Source organism: Azospirillum melinis (assembly GCF_013340935.1).
In the GTDB taxonomy this organism is placed as follows: domain Bacteria; phylum Pseudomonadota; class Alphaproteobacteria; order Azospirillales; family Azospirillaceae; genus Azospirillum; species Azospirillum melinis.
Genome location: NZ_WHOS01000004.1, coordinates 118,465 through 135,712 on the forward strand (window position 1 = coordinate 118,465; position 17,248 = coordinate 135,712).

Below are 17,248 nucleotides of genomic sequence, written 5' to 3' on the forward strand. Positions count from 1 at the left end.
GCCCGCGATGACCACGATATCCGAAGCCTTGCGCATCGCCGTCGGCCTGCACCAGGGCAACCGGCTGGCCGAGGCGGCGGATATCTACCGCAAGATCATCCACGCCGCCCCCGAGGTGGCCGACGCGTGGCATCTGCTGGGCGTGCTGCATCACCAGTCGGGCGAGTCCGCCGAAGCGGTGCGGCTGATCGGCGAGGCGATCGGCCGGGACCCCTTCTGCGCCGCCTACCGCGACAATCTGGGATCGGCGCTGCGGGCGGCGAAGCAGGCCGCGGCAGCAGCCGGCCAGCATCGGGCGGCGCTGGCGCTCGACCCCGCCTGGGTCAAGCCATTCGGCAACCTCGCCGGCGCTTTTACCGACCTTGGCGACAGCGGCGGCGCGGCGGACGCGCTGCGACGGGCCTTGCGGCTGGCGCCGGACAATGACGGCTATCTGCTGCGGCTCGGCGACTGTCTCTATGCCCAGGACCGGACGGCGGAGGCCGAGGAGCAGTACCGCCGTCTGGACGTGCTCCAGCCCGGCCGACCCGACTGCCTTTACCGTCTCGGCCTGTGCCGGCTGGCGGCGAGCCAAGTGATGGGCGTCACCCTCGCCGCCGCCGGCCGGCTGGTCGACCGGGCTGCCCTGGCAGAGGCCATCACCGCCTTCGCCCGCGCTGCCGACGGCGGCCATGGCGATGCTGGCCGGAACCTGTTCGGGACAGCTGTTGTCGCGGTCCAGACCGGCGTGATGGACGACGCGATGCTGGAGCGGGTCGCCGCCGCCGCCCGCCGCCGGCTGATGGGGGAGCCGCGCGACAGCATTGCCCTGTCGGTGGTCTGCTACGCCCTTTACCGGCGGCAGCGGCTCGCCCTTGCCGAGCGCTATTTCCGCAAGTTCGCCCGCCATTGGACGGCGGAGGAGATCGCCGCCGATTTCGAGATGCTGCTGTGGTCGATGGTGCGCAGCGGGCCAGCCTTTTTCGAAGGGCTGGCCGCCGGGCCGCCGGACTGCTTCGCCCGTGCCGCCCGCCGCATGCCGGTGGCCCCAAAATCCGACGGCCGGCCTATCCTGCTGGTCGGCTGCGACGGCGGCTATTGGCGCCGCTTCGGCGCCGGCTTTCTCGAAAGCTGGCAAGGCAAGGCCGTGTCCTGCGCCCTGCATGTCCATGTCGTCAACCCGCCGGCCGACGTCGAAGCGCAACTGATGCGGCTGGCGAGCGACGGCGGCCTGCCGCTGTCGGTCTCCTTCGAAGCCGTCGATCTCAGCGCCCTGCCGGAGCCGGTGCGGCTGACCTATTACGCCTCCGCCCGCTTCGCGGTGACTCAGCAGCTTCTGCGGGCCGGGGCCGGGCCGGTGATCCAGGTCGATATCGATGCGCAGCTGCTCGCCGATCCCGGCCTCGCCATGGCGGAGTGGCCGCCCTGGGACGTGGCGGTGATGCAGGACCGCCGGGGCCGCGGGCCGACCCGCGATTTCCTGGCCGGCTTCCTCGCCTTCAACCGCTCATCGGCCGCGCAGCGCTATCTCGACCTCGTCGTCGCCTATATCGGCCGGCATTTCGACGAAGGCCGGGCCTTCTGGGGGCTGGATCAGGCGGCCCCCTATTGCACCCACGACCATCTGGTCCGCAGCGGCGGGGCGCCGGCCCTGATCCGCTTCGACTTCGAAGCCTTCCCCTTCCTTCACTTCCTCGAAAAATAAGGTCCTTTCACGCTGCCTGCGCGGCCCGTTCGCGCAGCCGTTGTTCCAGCGCCCGCCAGCGCGGTTCCACCGCCTCCATCGCGCGGTGCTTGACCGGGCCGAAGCCGCGGATTTCCTGCGGCAAGGCAGCCAGTTCCACCGCGGTGGCGAGCCGGTCGGCCGACAGCCGCTCGGCGATCTCCGCCACCGTCGCCTCAAAGCGGGTGACCAGGGCGCGCTCCATCTTCCGCTCCGCCGTGTAGCCGAACGGGTCCAGCGCCGTGCCCCGCAGCTTTTTCATCGCCGCCAGCCCGCGGAATACCGGCAGGATCCAGCCGCCCAGCGCCATCTTGCGCGGCTCGCCATGGCCGTTGGTGTCGCGCGACAGCAGGGGCGGGGCGAGGTGGAAGACCGGCTTCCAATCACCCTCGAAACGCTCCTCCAGGCTTTTGCGGAAGCTGGGATCGCTGTGCAGGCGGGCGACCTCATACTCGTCCTTGTAGGCCATCAGCTTGAAGGCGCTGCGCGCCACCGCCTCGGCCAGCGCGGTCGATCCGGGGGCGGCGCGGGCCTCCGCCTGCCGCGCCCGCTCGACCAGCGCGCGATAGCGGTCGGCATAGGCACGGTCCTGATAGTCGGTCAGGAACGCCGCGCGCCGCTCGACGATGGCGGCCAGATCGGTGGCCGGCGCCTGCTCCTCCGCCCCGAGCGTCGCCAGCAGTTCCGGCCGGTGTGCGGCGAGGCGGCCGAAGGCGAAGGCGCGCAGGTTGGCGGGGACGCCGGTGCCGTTCAGTTCGATGGCGCGGGTCAGCGCCTCAAGCCCGACCGGCAACAGCCCCTTCTGGAAGGCGACGCCCATCAGGAAGACGTTGGCGAGGATGCTGTCGCCGAACAGCGCGGTGACCACCCGGTTGGCGTCCACCACCTCCACCCGGTCCGGTCCGGCGGCGCGGCGCAGGCTGCGCAGCAGCGATCCGGCATCGGGCAGTTTGCTGCCGTCGCGGGTAAAGGCGCCGGTCGGCGCGACATGGGCGTTCGCCACCACCCGCGTGCGGCCCAGCCGCACCGTCTTCAGGGCGTCCGGAGAGGCCGCGACCACCGTGTCGCAGGCCAGCACCAGCTGCGCCTGCTTCGGATCGATCCGCGCCTGATTGAGCCGCCCCGCATCCTCCGCCACCCGCAGATAGCTGTAGACCGCACCGCCCTTCTGCGCGAAGCCCATGAAGTCGAGCACCGAGGACGCCTTGCCTTCCAGATGCGCCGCCATCGCCAGCACGGCGCCGATGGTGACGATTCCGGTGCCGCCGACGCCGACGATGAGGATCTCGGCCGGGTCGTCACTGGCGGCAAGCTGCGGCAGCGGCAGCGCCGCCAGATCGTCGGCGAAGCGCGCGGCGACGCTGTCGGGGTCCGGCTTGCGCAAAGACCCGCCGACCACCGAGACGAAACTGGGGCAGAAGCCGTCGGCGCAGGAATAGTCCTTGTTGCAGCTGGACTGGTCGATCTGCCGCTTCACGCCGAATTCGGTCTGCTTGGGCTGCACCGACAGGCAGTTCGACTTCTTCCCGCAATCGCCGCAGCCTTCGCAGACCAGATCGTTGATCACCATCCGGCGCGCCGGGTCGGTCATGGTGCCGCGCTTGCGCCGGCGGCGCTTCTCGGCGGCACAGGTCTGCTCATAGACGATTGCCGTAACGCCGGAAATCTCGCGCATCTCGCGCTGCACGGCGTCCAACTCCTCGCGGTGATGCACGGTGGTGAAGGGCGCAAGCCCGGACCGGCTGTCGTACTTCTCCGGCGCGTCGCTGACGACGGCGATGCGGGTGATGCCTTCCGCCGCCAGCTGGCGGGTGATGGCGTCGACGGAGATCGGGCCGTCCACCGGCTGGCCGCCGGTCATGGCGACGGCGTCGTTGAACAGGATCTTGTAGGTGATGTTGATCCTGGCGGCCACCGCCTGCCGGATCGCCAGCAGGCCGGAATGGAAATAGGTGCCCTCGCCCAGATTCTGGAAGATATGCGGCCGCTTGCTGAACGGTGCCTGCCCGATCCAGCTGACGCCCTCGCCGCCCATCTGGCTCAGCCCCACCGTGTCGCGGTCCATCCACGACGCCATGAAATGGCAGCCGATGCCGGCCATCGCCTTGCTGCCGTCCGGCACCCTGGTCGAGCTGTTGTGCGGACAGCCGGAGCAGAAATAGGGCGTGCGCGGCAGGGCAGGGGCGGCAGGCGCCTCGCCGGGCAGCAGCTCCGCCAGCCGGCCGGAGAAATCACGCTGGGGAAAGCGGTGGCGGATGCGTTCCACCAGCGCCTTGGCGACGATCCACGGCCGCAGCTCCCCGGTGGCGGGCAGGAGAGGGGCGCCGAACTCGTCGGTCTTGCCGACCACGGCGCGCGGCCGCTCGCCAGCCGGCAGGTGGAACAGCAGGTCCTTCAGCTGGCCTTCGACGACGGGGGCCTTCTCCTCGACCACCAGGATCTCCTCGGCCCCGCGCGCGGCGGTCAGGGCGAAGTCGGGCTCCAGCGGCCAGGACAGGCCGATCTTGTGGACCGACAGCCCGATCTCCGCCGCCTCCGCCGGGCCGATGCCCAGCAGGCGCAGTGCCTCCATCAGGTCGAGATGGGCCTTGCCGGTGGTGACGATGCGCAGCCACCCACCGGTCCCCAGCACGCTGCGGTCGATGCGGTTGACGCGGGCGAAGGCCTTCACCGCCGCGACCTTGGCGGCCAGCCGCTCCTCGATGGCGAGGCTGGGCAGGTCGGGCCAGCGGTAATGCAGGCCCCCCGGCGGCGGGTCGAACGCCACCGGCAGGAAGCCGCGCTCCAGCGACGGCAGCCGGACGGTGGCGGAGCTTTCCACCGATTCCGAAATCGCCTTGAAGCCGATCCACGCCCCGGAAAAGCGCGACAGGGCGTAACCGTAAAGGCCGAAGTCGAGATACTCGCGCACGCCCGACGGGTTCAGCACCGGCATCGACCATGCGATCATCGCAAGGTCGCTCTGGTGCGGCATGCTGGAGGACACGCAGCCATGGTCGTCGCCGGCCACCGCCAGCACCCCGCCGCGGGGCGAGCTGCCATAGGCGTTGGCATGCTTCAGCACGTCGCCGGAACGGTCCACCCCCGGCCCCTTGCCGTACCACATCCCGAACACGCCATCGACGGTGCCCTCGCCGGAGGATTCGACCTGCTGGGTGCCCATGACGGCGGTGGCGCCCAGATCCTCGTTCACGCCGGGGACGAAGCGAATGGCGTGGGTATCGAGATGCTTGCGCGCCTGCCACAGCGCCTGATCCAGCCCGCCCAGCGGCGAGCCGCGATAGCCGCTGACGAAGCCGGCGGTGTTCAGCCCGGCCCGCCGGTCGCTCTCCGCCTGGAGCAGCAGCAGCCGGACCAGCGCCTGGGTGCCGGACAGATAGACCTGCCCCTCGGTGCGGCAGTAGCGGTCGTCCAGGCGATAGCTCCGGTCGATCTCCGCCTGTTCCGGCCGCAGGCCTCCCCGCAATCCCGGCTGCATGCCGTCCATCTCTCGTCCCCTCGGATTTCTATCGTTGGGGATAAGTCTGCGCCTTTCGCAGGCAAATGATTTTGCGGGTTGGTCGGGGATCGGGGGTGTTCGGAAAATCCTGTTGCGGATTGTTGGGCGTGTGAGCGAAATTTTTGCGCGGCACCGGCGCGTTCGGGCGGAGTTACCCCCGCAGGGCGGCGCGGCGGTCGGCCCGCATCAGGGCGGCCCCGCGCTCGGCGATCATCACCGTCGGCGTGTTGGTGTTGCCGGAGGTCAGCGTCGGCATCACCGAGGCGTCGATCACGCGCAAGCCACGCACACCCCTTACCCGCATCTCCGCATCGGTGACGGCGGTGGCATCGTCCGTGCTGCCCATCCGGCAGGTGCCGACCGGGTGGAAAATGGTGGTGCCGATGTCGCCGGCAGCATTCGCCAGTTCCTCCTCGCTCTGGAAGCTGGGGCCGGGCTTATATTCCTGCGGGTGGTAGGGGGCCAGCGCCGGCTGCGAGACGATGCGCCGGGTCAGCGCCAGCGCCTTGGCCGCCTTCGCCCGGTCGGCCGGATCGGACAGGTAGCAAGGGGCGATGGCCGGGTTGGCGCGGTGATCGGCGCTGGTGATTCGGGTCCAGCCGCGCGACGCCGGGCGCAGGTCGCAGACGCTGGCGGTGAAGGCGGGGAAGCCGTGCAGCGGATCGCCGAACTTCTCCAGCGACAGCGGCTGCACATGATACTCCAGGTCGGCGCTTTCGACCTCCGGCGAGGATTTGGCGAAGACGCCGAGCTGGCTGGGCGCCATGGTCAGCGGCCCCTTGCGGAACAGCGCATATTCCAGCCCCATCATCGCCTTGCCGAACAGGCTGCCGGCCCGCTTGTTCAGCGTGACGATGCCGTCGACCTTGTAGATCATGCGCAGTTGCAGATGGTCCTGCAAATTGGCGCCGACGTCCGGCGCGTCCAGCACCACCGGAATGCCGAGCGATTTCAGATGTTCCGCCGGGCCGATGCCGGAGCGCTGGAGGATCGCCGGGCTGCCGATGGACCCGGCGGCCAGCACCGTCTCGACGCTGGAGGTCGCCCGCGCCGGCTCGCCATTCACGGTGAAGCGGATGCCGGTGGCGCGGCCGTCGGCGATCTCCACCCGGTCGATGGCCGCATCGATGGCGAGCTTCAGATTCGGCCGGTCGAGGGCCGGGCGCAGGAAGGCCTTGGCGGCGCTCCAGCGGATGCCGCCCTTCTGGTTCACCTCGAAACTGCCGACGCCGAGATTGTCGCCGCGGTTGAAATCGTCGTTGCGGGGAATGCCGACCTGCCGCGCTGCCTCGGCGAAGCGGTCGAGCAGGTCCCAGCGCAACCGCTGCCGCTCCACCCGCCATTCGCCGCCGGTGCCATGCATCTCGTCGGCGCCGCGCCAGTAATCCTCGCTGCCCTTGAAGACCGGCAGAACCTCGCTCCAGCTCCAGCGGCTGTCGCCGGTGAGGGCGGCCCATTCGTCGTAATCGCGTGCCTGCCCGCGCATGGCGATCATGCCGTTGATCGACGAGCAGCCGCCCAGCACCTTGCCGCGGGCGTAATGGATGCTGCGGCCGTTCAGCCCCGGCTCGGCCTCCGTCTTGAAACACCAGTCGGTGCGCGGGTTGCCGATGCAGAACAGATAGCCGGCGGGGATGTGCAGCCAGATCCAGCTGTCCTTGCCGCCGGCCTCCAGCAGCAGGACCGAGACGTCGGGATCGGCCGACAGCCGGTTGGCCAGCACGCAGCCGGCCGTGCCGCCTCCTGCGATGATGTAGTCGAAGCTGCCGAAGTCGAGCACGCCCGCCATCCCGTCCGCCATCCGCGTCCCTCCCCAGGGGATCTGTTGATTTGTCAGGCGTATTAGATTGCTGACCGGGCGGACGATCCAGCGAAATTTCGCCGCAGCGGCATCCTTCGCGGCGGACACCGCCGTCTCCCCGTTCACTCCGCCATCCGCCGCCGTTCGCGCTCCGTCAGCAGATCGACGAAGGCCCGCACCTTGGTCGGGCGGAAGCGGGCGGCGGGAAAGACGGCATGGATGCCACCCGGCGGCAGGCTCCAGCCCGGCAGGATGCGGACGAGCCGGCCCGAAGCCAGATCGTCGGCCACGCAGTAATCCGGCAGGACCGACAGCCCGGCCCCCTCGCGCACCGCCTCGCGCACGGCGAAGGTGGCGTCCAGTGCGATGGATGCCCGCGGCGACACCGTGCGCGCCTCGCCGGTCGCGGCGGTGAACTGCCAGCTCAGCGGGTTGCGCAGCACCGTGTTGGCGACGAAGGGCAGGGCGGCGATGTCCTCCGGCCCGGCGTCCTTGTCACCTCCCTCGCCCATCCGGGCAGCCAGGGCCGGGGTGCCGACCAGAAGCTGGCGGAAGCTGCCGAACTGGCGGGCCTGGAGGCTGGTGTCGGCCAGCCAGCCGACGCGGATGGCGAGGTCGAAGGTGCCGCCGACGAGATCGAGCGCCTGGTCGGACAGGGACATGTCGGCCTTGCAGGCGGGGTGGGCGGCGACGAAGGCGGCGATGGCCGGAACGACGACCGCCACCCCGTAATCGAACGGGGCGGTCAGCCGCAGCAGGCCGGACGGCGCCGCCGCGGTCTCCGCCAGCTCGCCGAAGGCATCCTCGGCCTCCCGCAGGATCACGACGCAGCGGCGGTGGAAGGCCATGCCCGCCTCGGTCGGCCGGACCTTGCGGGTGGTGCGGACCAGCAGGCTGGCGCCGACCTCCTCCTCCAGCTTCGCCACCTGCTGGCTGACCACCGCCTTGGTGATGCCCAGCCGCGCCGCCGCCGCGGTGAAGGAACCGGTTTCCACCACCGCGGCGAAATAGGCGATGCGGTTCAGATGCCTGGGGTCGCTCATCGGGCGCCTGACGATTGTTTGCCGATGGCATACGATATGTCGGTTTTGTGCCGGCTACACAGCGTAATCGCCTGCGGTTAAGGTCATCCCCATCGCCCCACCGCCAGCCACGGATGCTTGTCATGAGCCGGACCAGGACCGTCACCTATCTGTTCGACCCGCTCTGCGGCTGGTGCTACGGCGCTTCGCCGGCAATCGCGATGCTGCCGGCGATCGGGGATCTTGCGCTGGAACTGCTGCCGACCGGCCTGTTTTCCGGCGCGGGCGCCCGGCCGCTGGACGAAGGATTCGCCGCCCATGCCTGGGCCTACGACCAGCGCATCCACGAACTGACCGGGCAGGTCTTCAGCGAGCGCTACCGCACCGACGTTCTGGGCGACCGGAGCCAGAGGATCGACAGCGGTCCGGCGACGCTGGCCCTGACGGCCGTTGCGCTGACCGCGCCCGACCGTGAGTTCGCGGCGCTGGCGGCCATCCAGTCGGGGCGCTATGCCGACGGGCTCGACATCACCGCGGCGGCGACGCTGGCCGACATCCTGACCGGTCTGGGCCTCGATGCCGCGGCGTCGCTCTTCGCCGAGGGGGCTGACGAACTGACGGTCGCCGACGCCGCGCGGGTGGAGCGCGGCCGGCAGCTGATGGCCGCCCACCGCGCCAGCGGCGTGCCGACCCTGCTGTTCGACGACGGATCGCACCGTCGCAAGCTCGACTCCGAAATCCTCTTCTCCAAGCCCGGCCGGCTGGCCGCCATTCTCAGCGCCGGCTGACAGCGAACATCCAACCCTAGGACATCGACGATGATCACACGCAGGGACCTCCTTGCCACCGCTGCGCATGCCCTGACGCTGGCGGGGGCTGCCACCCTCCTGGCTCCGGCCGGCGCGCTTGCCGCCGCGGCAACTCCGACGGCTGGCCCGCTCCGCTGGCAGGCGTTTCCTGCCGGGGAGGGCGGCTTCTTCCGGTCTCCGGTGCTGCTGTCCGGCGACAGCGAGGCGATCCTGATCGACGGCGGCTTCACCCTGTCCGACGGCCGCGCGCTCGCCGACGCCATAAAGGCGACCGGCAAGCGGCTGACCGCCATCTATGTCAGCCAGAGCGACCCCGACTATTATTTCGGGCTTGGTCCGGTGAAGGCGGCCTTCCCCGATGCCCGCGTCATCGCAGCCCCCGCCACCGTCGAGGCGATCAAGGGCAATGTCGAGAAGAAGCTGGCGGTCTGGGGGCCGAAGCTGAAGGAGAACGGCCCGCAGACGCTGGCCGAGGTGGTGATGCCGCAGCCCTTCGACGGTGCGTCCCTGACGCTGGACGGCCAGACCGTCGAGATCGTCGACGCCCAGGGGCTGCCCAACCGCCGTTACCTGTGGGTGCCGTCGCTCCAGGCCGTTTTCGGCGGGGTGCTGGTGTTCTCCGGCCTGCATGTCTGGACCGCCGACACTCCGACGGCGGAGGCACGGGCCGCCTGGGTGAAGGCGCTGGACGCAATGGCCGCCCGCAAGCCGGCGGTGGTGGTCGCCGGCCATGCCGCACCGGGTGCGGCCCCCGATGCGGCGGCCATCGCCCACACCAGGGGCTATCTCCTGGCCTTCGAGGAAGAGCTTGCCAAGGCGAAGACCAGCGCCGAGCTGATCGCCGCCATGACGCGGCGCTATCCCGACGCCGGCATGGGCATCGCGCTCGACATCGGCGCCAAGGTGGCGACCGGCGAGATGAGGTGGGGCTGACGCCCCACCGTCTCCCGCCGCGCCGGTCTCACTTCCTGTTGACCAGCGCCACGCCGCAGACCGCCACCGCCATGCCGGCCAGCGCGACGATACCCAGCTTCTCGCCGAACAGCACCCAGGCGACGAGCGCCGTCACCGGCGGGGTCAGGTAGAACAGGCTGGCGACCTTGGCCGCCGCACCGCGGCGGATCAGGGCGAACAGCAGGAAGATGGCGCCGACCGACAGCACGAAGCAGAGCCACAGCAGGGCGAAGATGAACTCGCCCGTCCACTGCACCTGCATCGTCTCGGTCAGCGGGGCGACCACCGCCAGCAGGACCGCGGTGGCGGCATATTGGATGGCGGTGCCGCTTCGCAGATCCATGCCGCCGCCGTGGCGCTTCTGGTACAGCGTGCCGAGCGTGATGCCGACCAGCGCCGCCATGGCATAGCCGATGCCGATCAGATGTTCGGCGTCGACCGACAGCTTCTCGCGCACCACCAGCCCGACGCCGGCAAGGCCGAGCAGCAGGCCGACCCATTGCCGGCCGCTGACCCGTTCGCCCAGCAGCGGGCCGGACAGGGCGGCGGTCAGCAGCGGCTGGATGCCGACGATCAGCGCGGTGACGCCGGCCGGCAGCCCATGGGCGATGGCGAGGAAGACGCCGCTCAGATAGACGCCATGCACCAGCAGCCCGGCCAGCGCGATCCGCCCGGCGGTCGCCCAGTCCTTGGGCCAGGGTGCCCGGCTCGCCAGCGCCACCAGCGCCAGTACCACGGCGACCAGCCCCAGCCGGATCAGCAGAAAGGTCAGCGGCTCCACATAAGGCAGGCCGTATTTCGCGCCGATGAAGCCGGTGCTCCACAGCAGAACGAAAAGGCCCGGCATCAGGCGCAGCCAGGTCTGGCCGCCCGTCGCGGTCCCGCTCATCTCCAAAATCCTTCCCCGTCCGCCGTCAGCTCACCGCCGGAACGGCCGGAGACGACTGGGTCGGCTGGCGGCGCGCTTCGGCGACCGCCTGGATGTGGGACTGCAAATCCGCGTCCTTCTGCACCAGCCGGCGGAAATCCTTCTCATCCAACACCAGCAATTGGCAATAGCCCAGCGCCCGCACGTCTGCATTGCGCCGCTGGCGGGACAGGAGCGCCATCTCGCCGAAGAAGTCGCCGGTGCCGAGCTTCACCGGCTCCGCCAGCACCGGCACCAGCACCTCGACGGCACCCGACGCGATGAAGAACATGGCGTCGCCGCGCTCGCCCTTGCGCACGATGGTCTCGCCCGGCAGCGCCAGCTGGGCGCGCAGCAGCGTGGCGATGGTCGCCACCCGCTCCGCCGGCAGTTCGGCGAACAGCGGCACCCGGCGCACCAGCTCCGCCACGTCGAAGCGGACATCCAGCTTCGGCAGCCGTTCCAGCACCCGGCGCCGCTGCTCCAGGTCACGCTCCAGGTCGGTCAGCACCTCCTGGCTGATGATCGATTCGGCGTGCATGGCGCGGTATTCGGCATGCTCCAGCCGCAGCGCGGCCCGGCCGACATAGCGGCTCTGCAGCACCACCGCATAGTCGGGATATTGCAGCTTCAGGGCCGACAGCGCCTGCTCGACGATGCCCAGCCGGCCGACCAGCATGCCTTCCAGCACGAACGCCACCTCCTGGCCCAGCACGCGGGCCAGCCGGTCGCGGGTGAAGGCCAGCAGCTCGCGCAGCACCGTGCGGACGGCGACCAGCACCTCGAACCGCATCGACAGGCGCCGTGCCAGCGGGCCGTGGATGCCGAAGCGGCGTTGCAGCCAGCTGGCGGTCCGCATCCAGGGGGAGAAGGCGATGAACGGCTCTTCGAAGGCGCGATAGCCGTTGCGGCCCTGGCTCTTGACCGCGTCGAGCAGGCGCCCGCTGCGGCCGGCCAGCATTTCCATCACCGCGCGCGACACCACCCCTTCGGAGAAGTGGGCGTAATAGAGTTCTTCCTCGCGGTTCACCAGGATGACGAGGCCGATGGTGACGCGGTCCTCGTCGGTCAGCTTGGCCTCTTCCTGGCTGTCGCGGTCGATCTTCTTCAGCCGCTCCTCGTAGCGGGCGATCATCACGTCCTTGACCGCGCCGTCGACCTCATAGGTCTGGGCGACGGCGGAGACGCGGTCGCGGATGCTGTCGGTGGACAGCGCCAGCGCCCGGTTGCGCATGGCGCGCTCCACCGGCGTCAGCTCGTCCAGCTTCAAAAGGCGGATCAGCCAGCGCAGCGTGGTGCCGTTGACGAACAGCGTGACGAAGACGAAGCCGGTGACCATCACCGCGATGAAGCTCTGGAGCTTGTCGGGCACCCGGAAATTCTCGGTCACCGCCAGGGCCAGCGTCAGCGACACCGCCCCGCGCATGCCGCCCCACAGCATCACCGATTTGTAGGAATTGCTGACCTTCTGCGCCAGCCCGGCCCAGGACAGCACCGGCAGCAGCCCGAACAGGACGACCGCGCGCGCGGCGAAGGCCGCCAGAACCACCACCATCACCAGCCCGACCTCCGCCCAGCCGGCATCGGCCAGCAGGCGCGGCACCAGGATGGCGGTCAGCAGGAAGATCATGGAGTTGGCCCAGAAGCCCAGCTGTTGCCAGACATGCTCCATGGCGCCCCAGGTGGCGGGGGAAATGCGGGTGCGTCCGACCGACCCGATGACCAGCGCCGAGGTCACCGTCGCCACCACGCCCGACGCGCCGACATAATGGTCGGCCAGCACATAGGACAGGTAGGCCAGCGCCACCGTCAGCGTGATCTCCGCCATCGGCTGGTTGCGCACAGGCTCCACCAGCATGCAGACGATGCGGCCGCAGACATAGCCGGTGACGACGCCGCCGGAGAAGTCGCGCAGGAAATCCACCGCCGCCGCCGCCGCCCCGCCGTGGGAGGTGCGCGTCAGCATTTCCAGCAGCAGGGTGAAGAGCGCGATGGCCGCGGCGTCGTTCAGCAGGCTCTCGCCCTCGACCAGCGTGGTCAGCCGTCTTGGCGCGCCCAGGTCGCGGAAGATGCCGATCACCGCCGCCGGGTCGGTGGAGGCGACGATGGCGCCCAGCAGCAGGCAGGCGACCAGCGGCAGTGGGGTGAACAGGTTGACGGCATAGCCGACGGCGAAGGTGCAGACGAACACCGCCACCACCGCCATCAGCAGGATCGGACCCAGATCCTCGAACAGCCGCCGCACATCGACCGCCAGCGCCGTCTCGAACAGCAGGATCGGCAGGAAGACGTGCAGGAGCACGTCCGACGAAACGTCCAGTTCGGCCAGCGAATTCAGGAAATCGTGCAGCGGATCCTTGCCCGGTCCGGCGAAGGTCTGGATCACGGCCCCCAGCGCCACGCCGACGCCGGCCAGCAGCACCGTGTAGGGCACCTGGAAGCGGGCGGCGAGCGGCGGCAGGAAACTGACGAGGGCGAGAAGCCCGGCAACGCCGAGGACTTGAATGACGATGTCGTGCATGGTTCCACGGAACGGCTGCGGCGTGGGCTGCACGGTATCGCCGCACTGTGGCGGGGGCAAGGCCATGGGCCGCAGATTCCTGCGGCAAAAATGGTCCGCAGCGATGCGCCGGCCGTGAGCAGGGGGCTATGCCGCTCCCACGTATTCCCCCTCCGTTTCTCCGGGCCTCACCGCCAGCCGCCGTCCCGCGTCAGGCCGGACAGGATGTCCGTCAGGATGGCGTGGGTGGCGCGGGCGGCGGCCGACATCGGCCGGCCGGCGGCATGGGCCAGCAGGATGGTCCGGTCGATCTGCGGGTCGGCGATGGGCAGGCCGGTCAGCCGCTCCGCCGTCCCGCCGTGGCGCGCCACCCGGTCCGACAGCACGGTATAGCCGCAGCCTTCAGCCACCAGCGCCTTGATCTGCTCCAGCGCGTCGATCTCCAGCGCCACGGTGACGCTGGCCCGCGCCAGCAGGGCGGCATGCTCCACCTCCTCGCGCACGCCATGCGGGCGGCCGGGCAGGATCAACGGCAGGGAAAGCGCCTCGGCGAAGGGGATGGCGCTGCGGCCGCGCAGCAGCGGGTCGTCGGCCGGCCCGACCAGATGCAGCTTCTCCCGCGCCACCAGCTCGGTCTCCAGCCCGCCCATCTCCTTGGTGCCGAACACCAGCGCGAGGTCGAGCTGCCCCGACAGCACCCATTCCAGCATGTGGCCAGACAGCCCCTCGACCACCCGCAGGCGGATTTGCGGGTGGGTGCGCCGCACCGCCAGCGCCAGCGGCACGGTCAGCACCGGCCCCAGCGAGGTCGGGATGCCGACGGTCGCCGGACCTGCCGGCACCGCTTCCACCGCCCTGACCTCGTCGCGCAGCCCGTCCATCTGGCCGATCAGCGCCGCCGCCCGCTGCGCCAGCCGCCGCCCGCTTTCCGTCGGCACCACGCCGCGCGCCGTGCGCAGCACCAGCTGGCAGCCGAAATCCTCCTCCAGCCGCTTCAGATGCAGGCTGAGCGCCGGCTGCGCCACCCGCAGGGAATCCGCCGCGCGGGAAATCGAGCCATGCTCGACGATGCCGAGGAAATAGCGAAGCTGCCGCACATCCATAACGCCGGAACTCCTGCTGCCCATACCGTAGCGCTATGAAAGAGGCGGTGGGGATCATGTGTCAATATGGCCTCGCCGTCCATGGGCCGGGCGACACCTCCCCGCAGGCCCCCCTCTTGATCGCCGCAAATCCGTTAACCATTTACTCTTCAGGCACCGGGCGGTCGCGCATTTTGCGGACTGCGGAGGCGCCGTTCCGCGCCGGATGACTGGGCGGAAGACCATGGAAACGGAGTGCCGGATGGACTTCGGTCAATTCACCGATCGTGCGCGCAGCGTCATTCAGGCCGCGCAGATCGCCGCCCTTGCCGAGCGGCATCAACAGCTTCTCCCCGAACATCTGCTGAAGGCCCTGATCGACGAGGGCAGCGGCGTGGCGGCGCGTCTGGTGCGCGACACCGGCGGCGACCCCGATCTGCTGAAGTCCGCGACCGAGGAGCAACTGTCCCGCGCACCGGTCCAGGCCGGCGCCAGCGATGGCCCGCAGCCGCTCTACATGTCGCCGGCGCTGGCCGCCGTGCTGCAGGGCGCCGTCGCCTCGGCGCGCACCGGCGGCGACCGCTTCGTCACCGCCGAACGCCTGCTGGAGAGCCTCGCCCGCCAGAGCGGCCCGCTGCGCGCGCTGTTCCGCCGCGCCGGCGTCGATGCCGACGCGCTGGCCGCTGCCGCCGATGCCCAGCGCAAGGACCATCCCGCCGACGCGGAGACCGAGACGACGGCCGGCGAGGCGCTGGCCCGCTACACCCGCGACCTGACCGAAGAGGCGCGGCAGGGCCGGCTCGACCCGGTCATCGGCCGTGACGACGAGATCCGCCGCACCATCCAGGTGCTGGCGCGCCGCACCAAGAACAATCCCGTCCTGATCGGCGACCCCGGCGTCGGCAAGACCGCCGTGGTCGAGGGGCTGGCCCAGCGCCTGGCCTCCGGCGACGTGCCGGAAGGGCTGAAGGACCGCCGCGTCCTGTCGCTCGACCTCACCGCGCTGCTGGCCGGCGCCAAGTTCCGCGGCGAGTTCGAGGAGCGGCTGAAGTCGGTCCTGAGCGAGGTGCAGGAGGCCAACGGCCGCATCATCCTGTTCATCGACGAGCTGCACACGCTGATCGGCGCCGGCCGCACCGACGGGGCGATGGACGCCGCCAACATGCTGAAGCCCGCGCTGGCCAGAGGCGAGCTGCGCTGCGTCGGCGCCACCACGCCCGACGAGTACCGCAAGTATATCGAGAAGGACGCCGCACTCGCCCGCCGCTTCCAGCCGGTGACGGTGGACGAGCCGTCGGCCGACGACGCGGTGTCGATCCTGCGCGGCATCAAGGGCAAGTACGAGGTGCACCATGGCGTGCGCATCGCCGACGCGGCGGTGGTCGCGGCGGTCAGCCTGTCGGCGCGCTACATCGGTGACCGCCGCCTGCCCGACAAGGCCATCGACCTCGTCGACGAGGCGGCGAGCCGCCTGCGCATGGCCATCGACAGCAAGCCGGAGGCGCTCGACGCCGTCGACCGTCGCGTCGCCCAGCTGAAGATCGAGCGCGAGGCGCTGAAGGCCGAGCCGGACGCCGCCTCGCAGGAGCGTCTGCATGTGCTGGAAGGCGAACTGATCGAAGCGGAAGCCCGCCAGACCTCGATGGAGGAGGAATGGCGCGCCTCGCAGTCCCGCCGCACCGAGGGTCGCCGCCTGAAGGAGGAGCTTGACCAGGCCCGCACGAAGCTGGAGCGCGCCCAGCGCGACGGCGACTGGGCCAAGGCCGGCGAGCTTGCCTATGGCGTGGTGCCCGATCTGGAGAAGCGTCTGGCCGAGGCCGAATCGCGCGCCAGCGCCGAGCGTGACGAGGTGACGGCCAAGGATATCGGCGCCGTCGTCACCCGCTGGACCGGCATTCCGGTCGAGCGGATGCTGGAGGGCGAACGCCAGCGGCTGAAGGGCATGGAGGACAAGCTGGCCGAGCGCGTCGTCGGCCAGAAGGAGGCGGTGCGTGCGGTGTCCAAGGCGGTGCGGCGCGCCCGCGCCGGGCTGAAGGACCCCAGCCGCCCGACCGGCTCCTTCCTGTTCCTGGGCCCGACCGGCGTCGGCAAGACCGAGTTGGCCAAGGCCCTGGCTTCCTTCCTGTTCGACGACGAGACGGCGATCACCCGCCTCGACATGTCGGAGTATATGGAGAAGCACGCGGTCAGCCGGATGATCGGCTCGCCGCCGGGCTATGTCGGCTATGACGACGGCGGCTCGCTGGCCGAACGCATCCGGCGCCGGCCCTATCAGGTCGTGCTGCTGGACGAGGTGGAGAAGGCGCACCCCGACGTGCTGAACGTCCTGTTGCAGGCGCTCGACGACGGGCGGCTGACCGACGGGCAGGGCCGCACCGCCGATTTCCGCCACGCCATCCTCATCATGACCTCCAACCTGGGGGCCGAGGCGCTGAGCGCCTTGGGCGACGACGAGGACATGGCCGGCGTGACGGTGGAGGTGATGGACGCGGTCCGCAAGGCCTTCAGGCCGGAGTTCCTCAACCGGCTGGACGACGTCCTGATCTTCCGCCGGCTGGGCCGGGACCAGATGTCGCGGATCGTCGACATCCAGCTGTCCCGCGTCAACGAGCGGCTGGCCGAGCGCGACGTCACCCTGGCGGCGGACGCGGCGGCCAAGCGGCGGCTGGGCGATCTGGGCTGGGATCCGGCCTTCGGCGCCCGTCCGTTGAAGCGGGCCATCCAGGGCCTTGTCGAGGACCCCATCGCCGAGCGTCTGCTCGACGAGGAGGTGGAGGGCAAGACCGCCATGACCCTGTCGGTGGTCGACGGCCGGCTGGCGCTGGACGGCGTGGTGGTCGAGGAGGACCGGGCGCACGGCTTCAAGGCGCCGGAACGCCCGCCGCTCGGCTTCGCCCTGCCGCCGGTGGCGAGTTCCGCCGCCAGCCGCGAGGCCTCGGTCCACTGACGGTCCACTGACCGGGTGACACGTG

General features: G+C 70.3%; 10 protein-coding genes. 4 read left to right on the forward strand and 6 right to left on the reverse strand.

The genetic code is table 11. From position 1 onward, the window contains the following. The first annotated feature begins 7 nt into the window (after positions 1–7). Positions 8–1,684: a tetratricopeptide repeat protein gene (locus GBZ48_RS05225; RefSeq protein WP_174470060.1), complete on the forward strand. Its 1,677-nt coding sequence runs from the start codon at positions 8–10 to the stop codon at positions 1,682–1,684. Between the two features lie 7 nt (positions 1,685–1,691). Here GBZ48_RS05225 and GBZ48_RS05230 read toward each other — a convergent pair whose 3' ends face one another. The 3 genes from GBZ48_RS05230 to GBZ48_RS05240 all read right to left on the reverse strand — a co-directional run bounded on the left by GBZ48_RS05230 (position 1,692) and on the right by GBZ48_RS05240 (position 8,045). Beyond that, positions 1,692–5,189, reverse strand: coding sequence for an indolepyruvate ferredoxin oxidoreductase family protein (locus GBZ48_RS05230; RefSeq protein WP_174470061.1), 3,498 nt, complete (start codon positions 5,187–5,189; stop codon positions 1,692–1,694). A gap of 163 nt (positions 5,190–5,352) precedes the next feature. After that, positions 5,353–6,990 (reverse strand): GMC family oxidoreductase, encoded by a 1,638-nt coding sequence (locus GBZ48_RS05235; RefSeq protein WP_174470133.1) that lies wholly within the window; start codon positions 6,988–6,990, stop codon positions 5,353–5,355. Positions 6,991–7,124: 134 nt separating this feature from the next. After that, positions 7,125–8,045, reverse strand: coding sequence for a LysR family transcriptional regulator (locus GBZ48_RS05240; RefSeq protein WP_174470062.1), 921 nt, complete (start codon positions 8,043–8,045; stop codon positions 7,125–7,127). Positions 8,046–8,167: 122 nt separating this feature from the next. Between GBZ48_RS05240 and GBZ48_RS05245 the strand changes: the two genes are divergently transcribed. Then, positions 8,168–8,812 (forward strand): DsbA family protein, encoded by a 645-nt coding sequence (locus GBZ48_RS05245; RefSeq protein ID WP_174470063.1) that lies wholly within the window; start codon positions 8,168–8,170, stop codon positions 8,810–8,812. Positions 8,813–8,842: 30 nt separating this feature from the next. Continuing rightward, entirely contained in the window at positions 8,843–9,766 is a 924-nt protein-coding gene (locus GBZ48_RS05250) for an MBL fold metallo-hydrolase (protein WP_174470064.1), read from the forward strand. A 28-nt stretch (positions 9,767–9,794) separates the two neighbouring features. Here GBZ48_RS05250 and GBZ48_RS05255 read toward each other — a convergent pair whose 3' ends face one another. From GBZ48_RS05255 to GBZ48_RS05265, 3 genes are all read right to left on the reverse strand, one after another. After that, complete coding sequence (locus GBZ48_RS05255) at positions 9,795–10,676, reverse strand: DMT family transporter (protein ID WP_174470065.1); 882 nt, start codon at positions 10,674–10,676, stop codon at positions 9,795–9,797. A 25-nt stretch (positions 10,677–10,701) separates the two neighbouring features. Then, positions 10,702–13,281, reverse strand: coding sequence for a cation:proton antiporter (locus GBZ48_RS05260; RefSeq protein ID WP_246306990.1), 2,580 nt, complete (start codon positions 13,279–13,281; stop codon positions 10,702–10,704). A 101-nt stretch (positions 13,282–13,382) separates the two neighbouring features. After that, a complete protein-coding gene (locus GBZ48_RS05265; protein ID WP_174470066.1) occupies positions 13,383–14,297 on the reverse strand; it encodes a LysR family transcriptional regulator in 915 nt (304 codons plus the stop codon). A gap of 241 nt (positions 14,298–14,538) precedes the next feature. Between GBZ48_RS05265 and clpB the strand changes: the two genes are divergently transcribed. Beyond that, positions 14,539–17,223, forward strand: a complete 2,685-nt coding sequence (gene clpB, locus GBZ48_RS05270) for an ATP-dependent chaperone ClpB (protein ID WP_174470067.1) — start codon at positions 14,539–14,541, stop codon at positions 17,221–17,223. Positions 17,224–17,248: the final 25 nt, after the last annotated feature.

What these genes read in the sequence shown, in the direction of transcription:
- GBZ48_RS05225 (WP_174470060.1), top strand. Translation starts at nt 8, where the DNA reads ATGACCACGATATCCGAAGCCTTGCGCATCGCCGTCGGCCTGCACCAG.
- GBZ48_RS05230 (WP_174470061.1), bottom strand. Translation starts at nt 5,189, where the DNA reads ATGGACGGCATGCAGCCGGGATTGCGGGGAGGCCTGCGGCCGGAACAG.
- GBZ48_RS05235 (WP_174470133.1), bottom strand. Translation starts at nt 6,990, where the DNA reads ATGGCGGGCGTGCTCGACTTCGGCAGCTTCGACTACATCATCGCAGGA.
- GBZ48_RS05240 (WP_174470062.1), bottom strand. Translation starts at nt 8,045, where the DNA reads ATGAGCGACCCCAGGCATCTGAACCGCATCGCCTATTTCGCCGCGGTG.
- GBZ48_RS05245 (WP_174470063.1), top strand. Translation starts at nt 8,168, where the DNA reads ATGAGCCGGACCAGGACCGTCACCTATCTGTTCGACCCGCTCTGCGGC.
- GBZ48_RS05250 (WP_174470064.1), top strand. Translation starts at nt 8,843, where the DNA reads ATGATCACACGCAGGGACCTCCTTGCCACCGCTGCGCATGCCCTGACG.
- GBZ48_RS05255 (WP_174470065.1), bottom strand. Translation starts at nt 10,676, where the DNA reads ATGAGCGGGACCGCGACGGGCGGCCAGACCTGGCTGCGCCTGATGCCG.
- GBZ48_RS05260 (WP_246306990.1), bottom strand. Translation starts at nt 13,281, where the DNA reads ATGGCCTTGCCCCCGCCACAGTGCGGCGATACCGTGCAGCCCACGCCG.
- GBZ48_RS05265 (WP_174470066.1), bottom strand. Translation starts at nt 14,297, where the DNA reads ATGGATGTGCGGCAGCTTCGCTATTTCCTCGGCATCGTCGAGCATGGC.
- clpB (WP_174470067.1), top strand. Translation starts at nt 14,539, where the DNA reads ATGGACTTCGGTCAATTCACCGATCGTGCGCGCAGCGTCATTCAGGCC.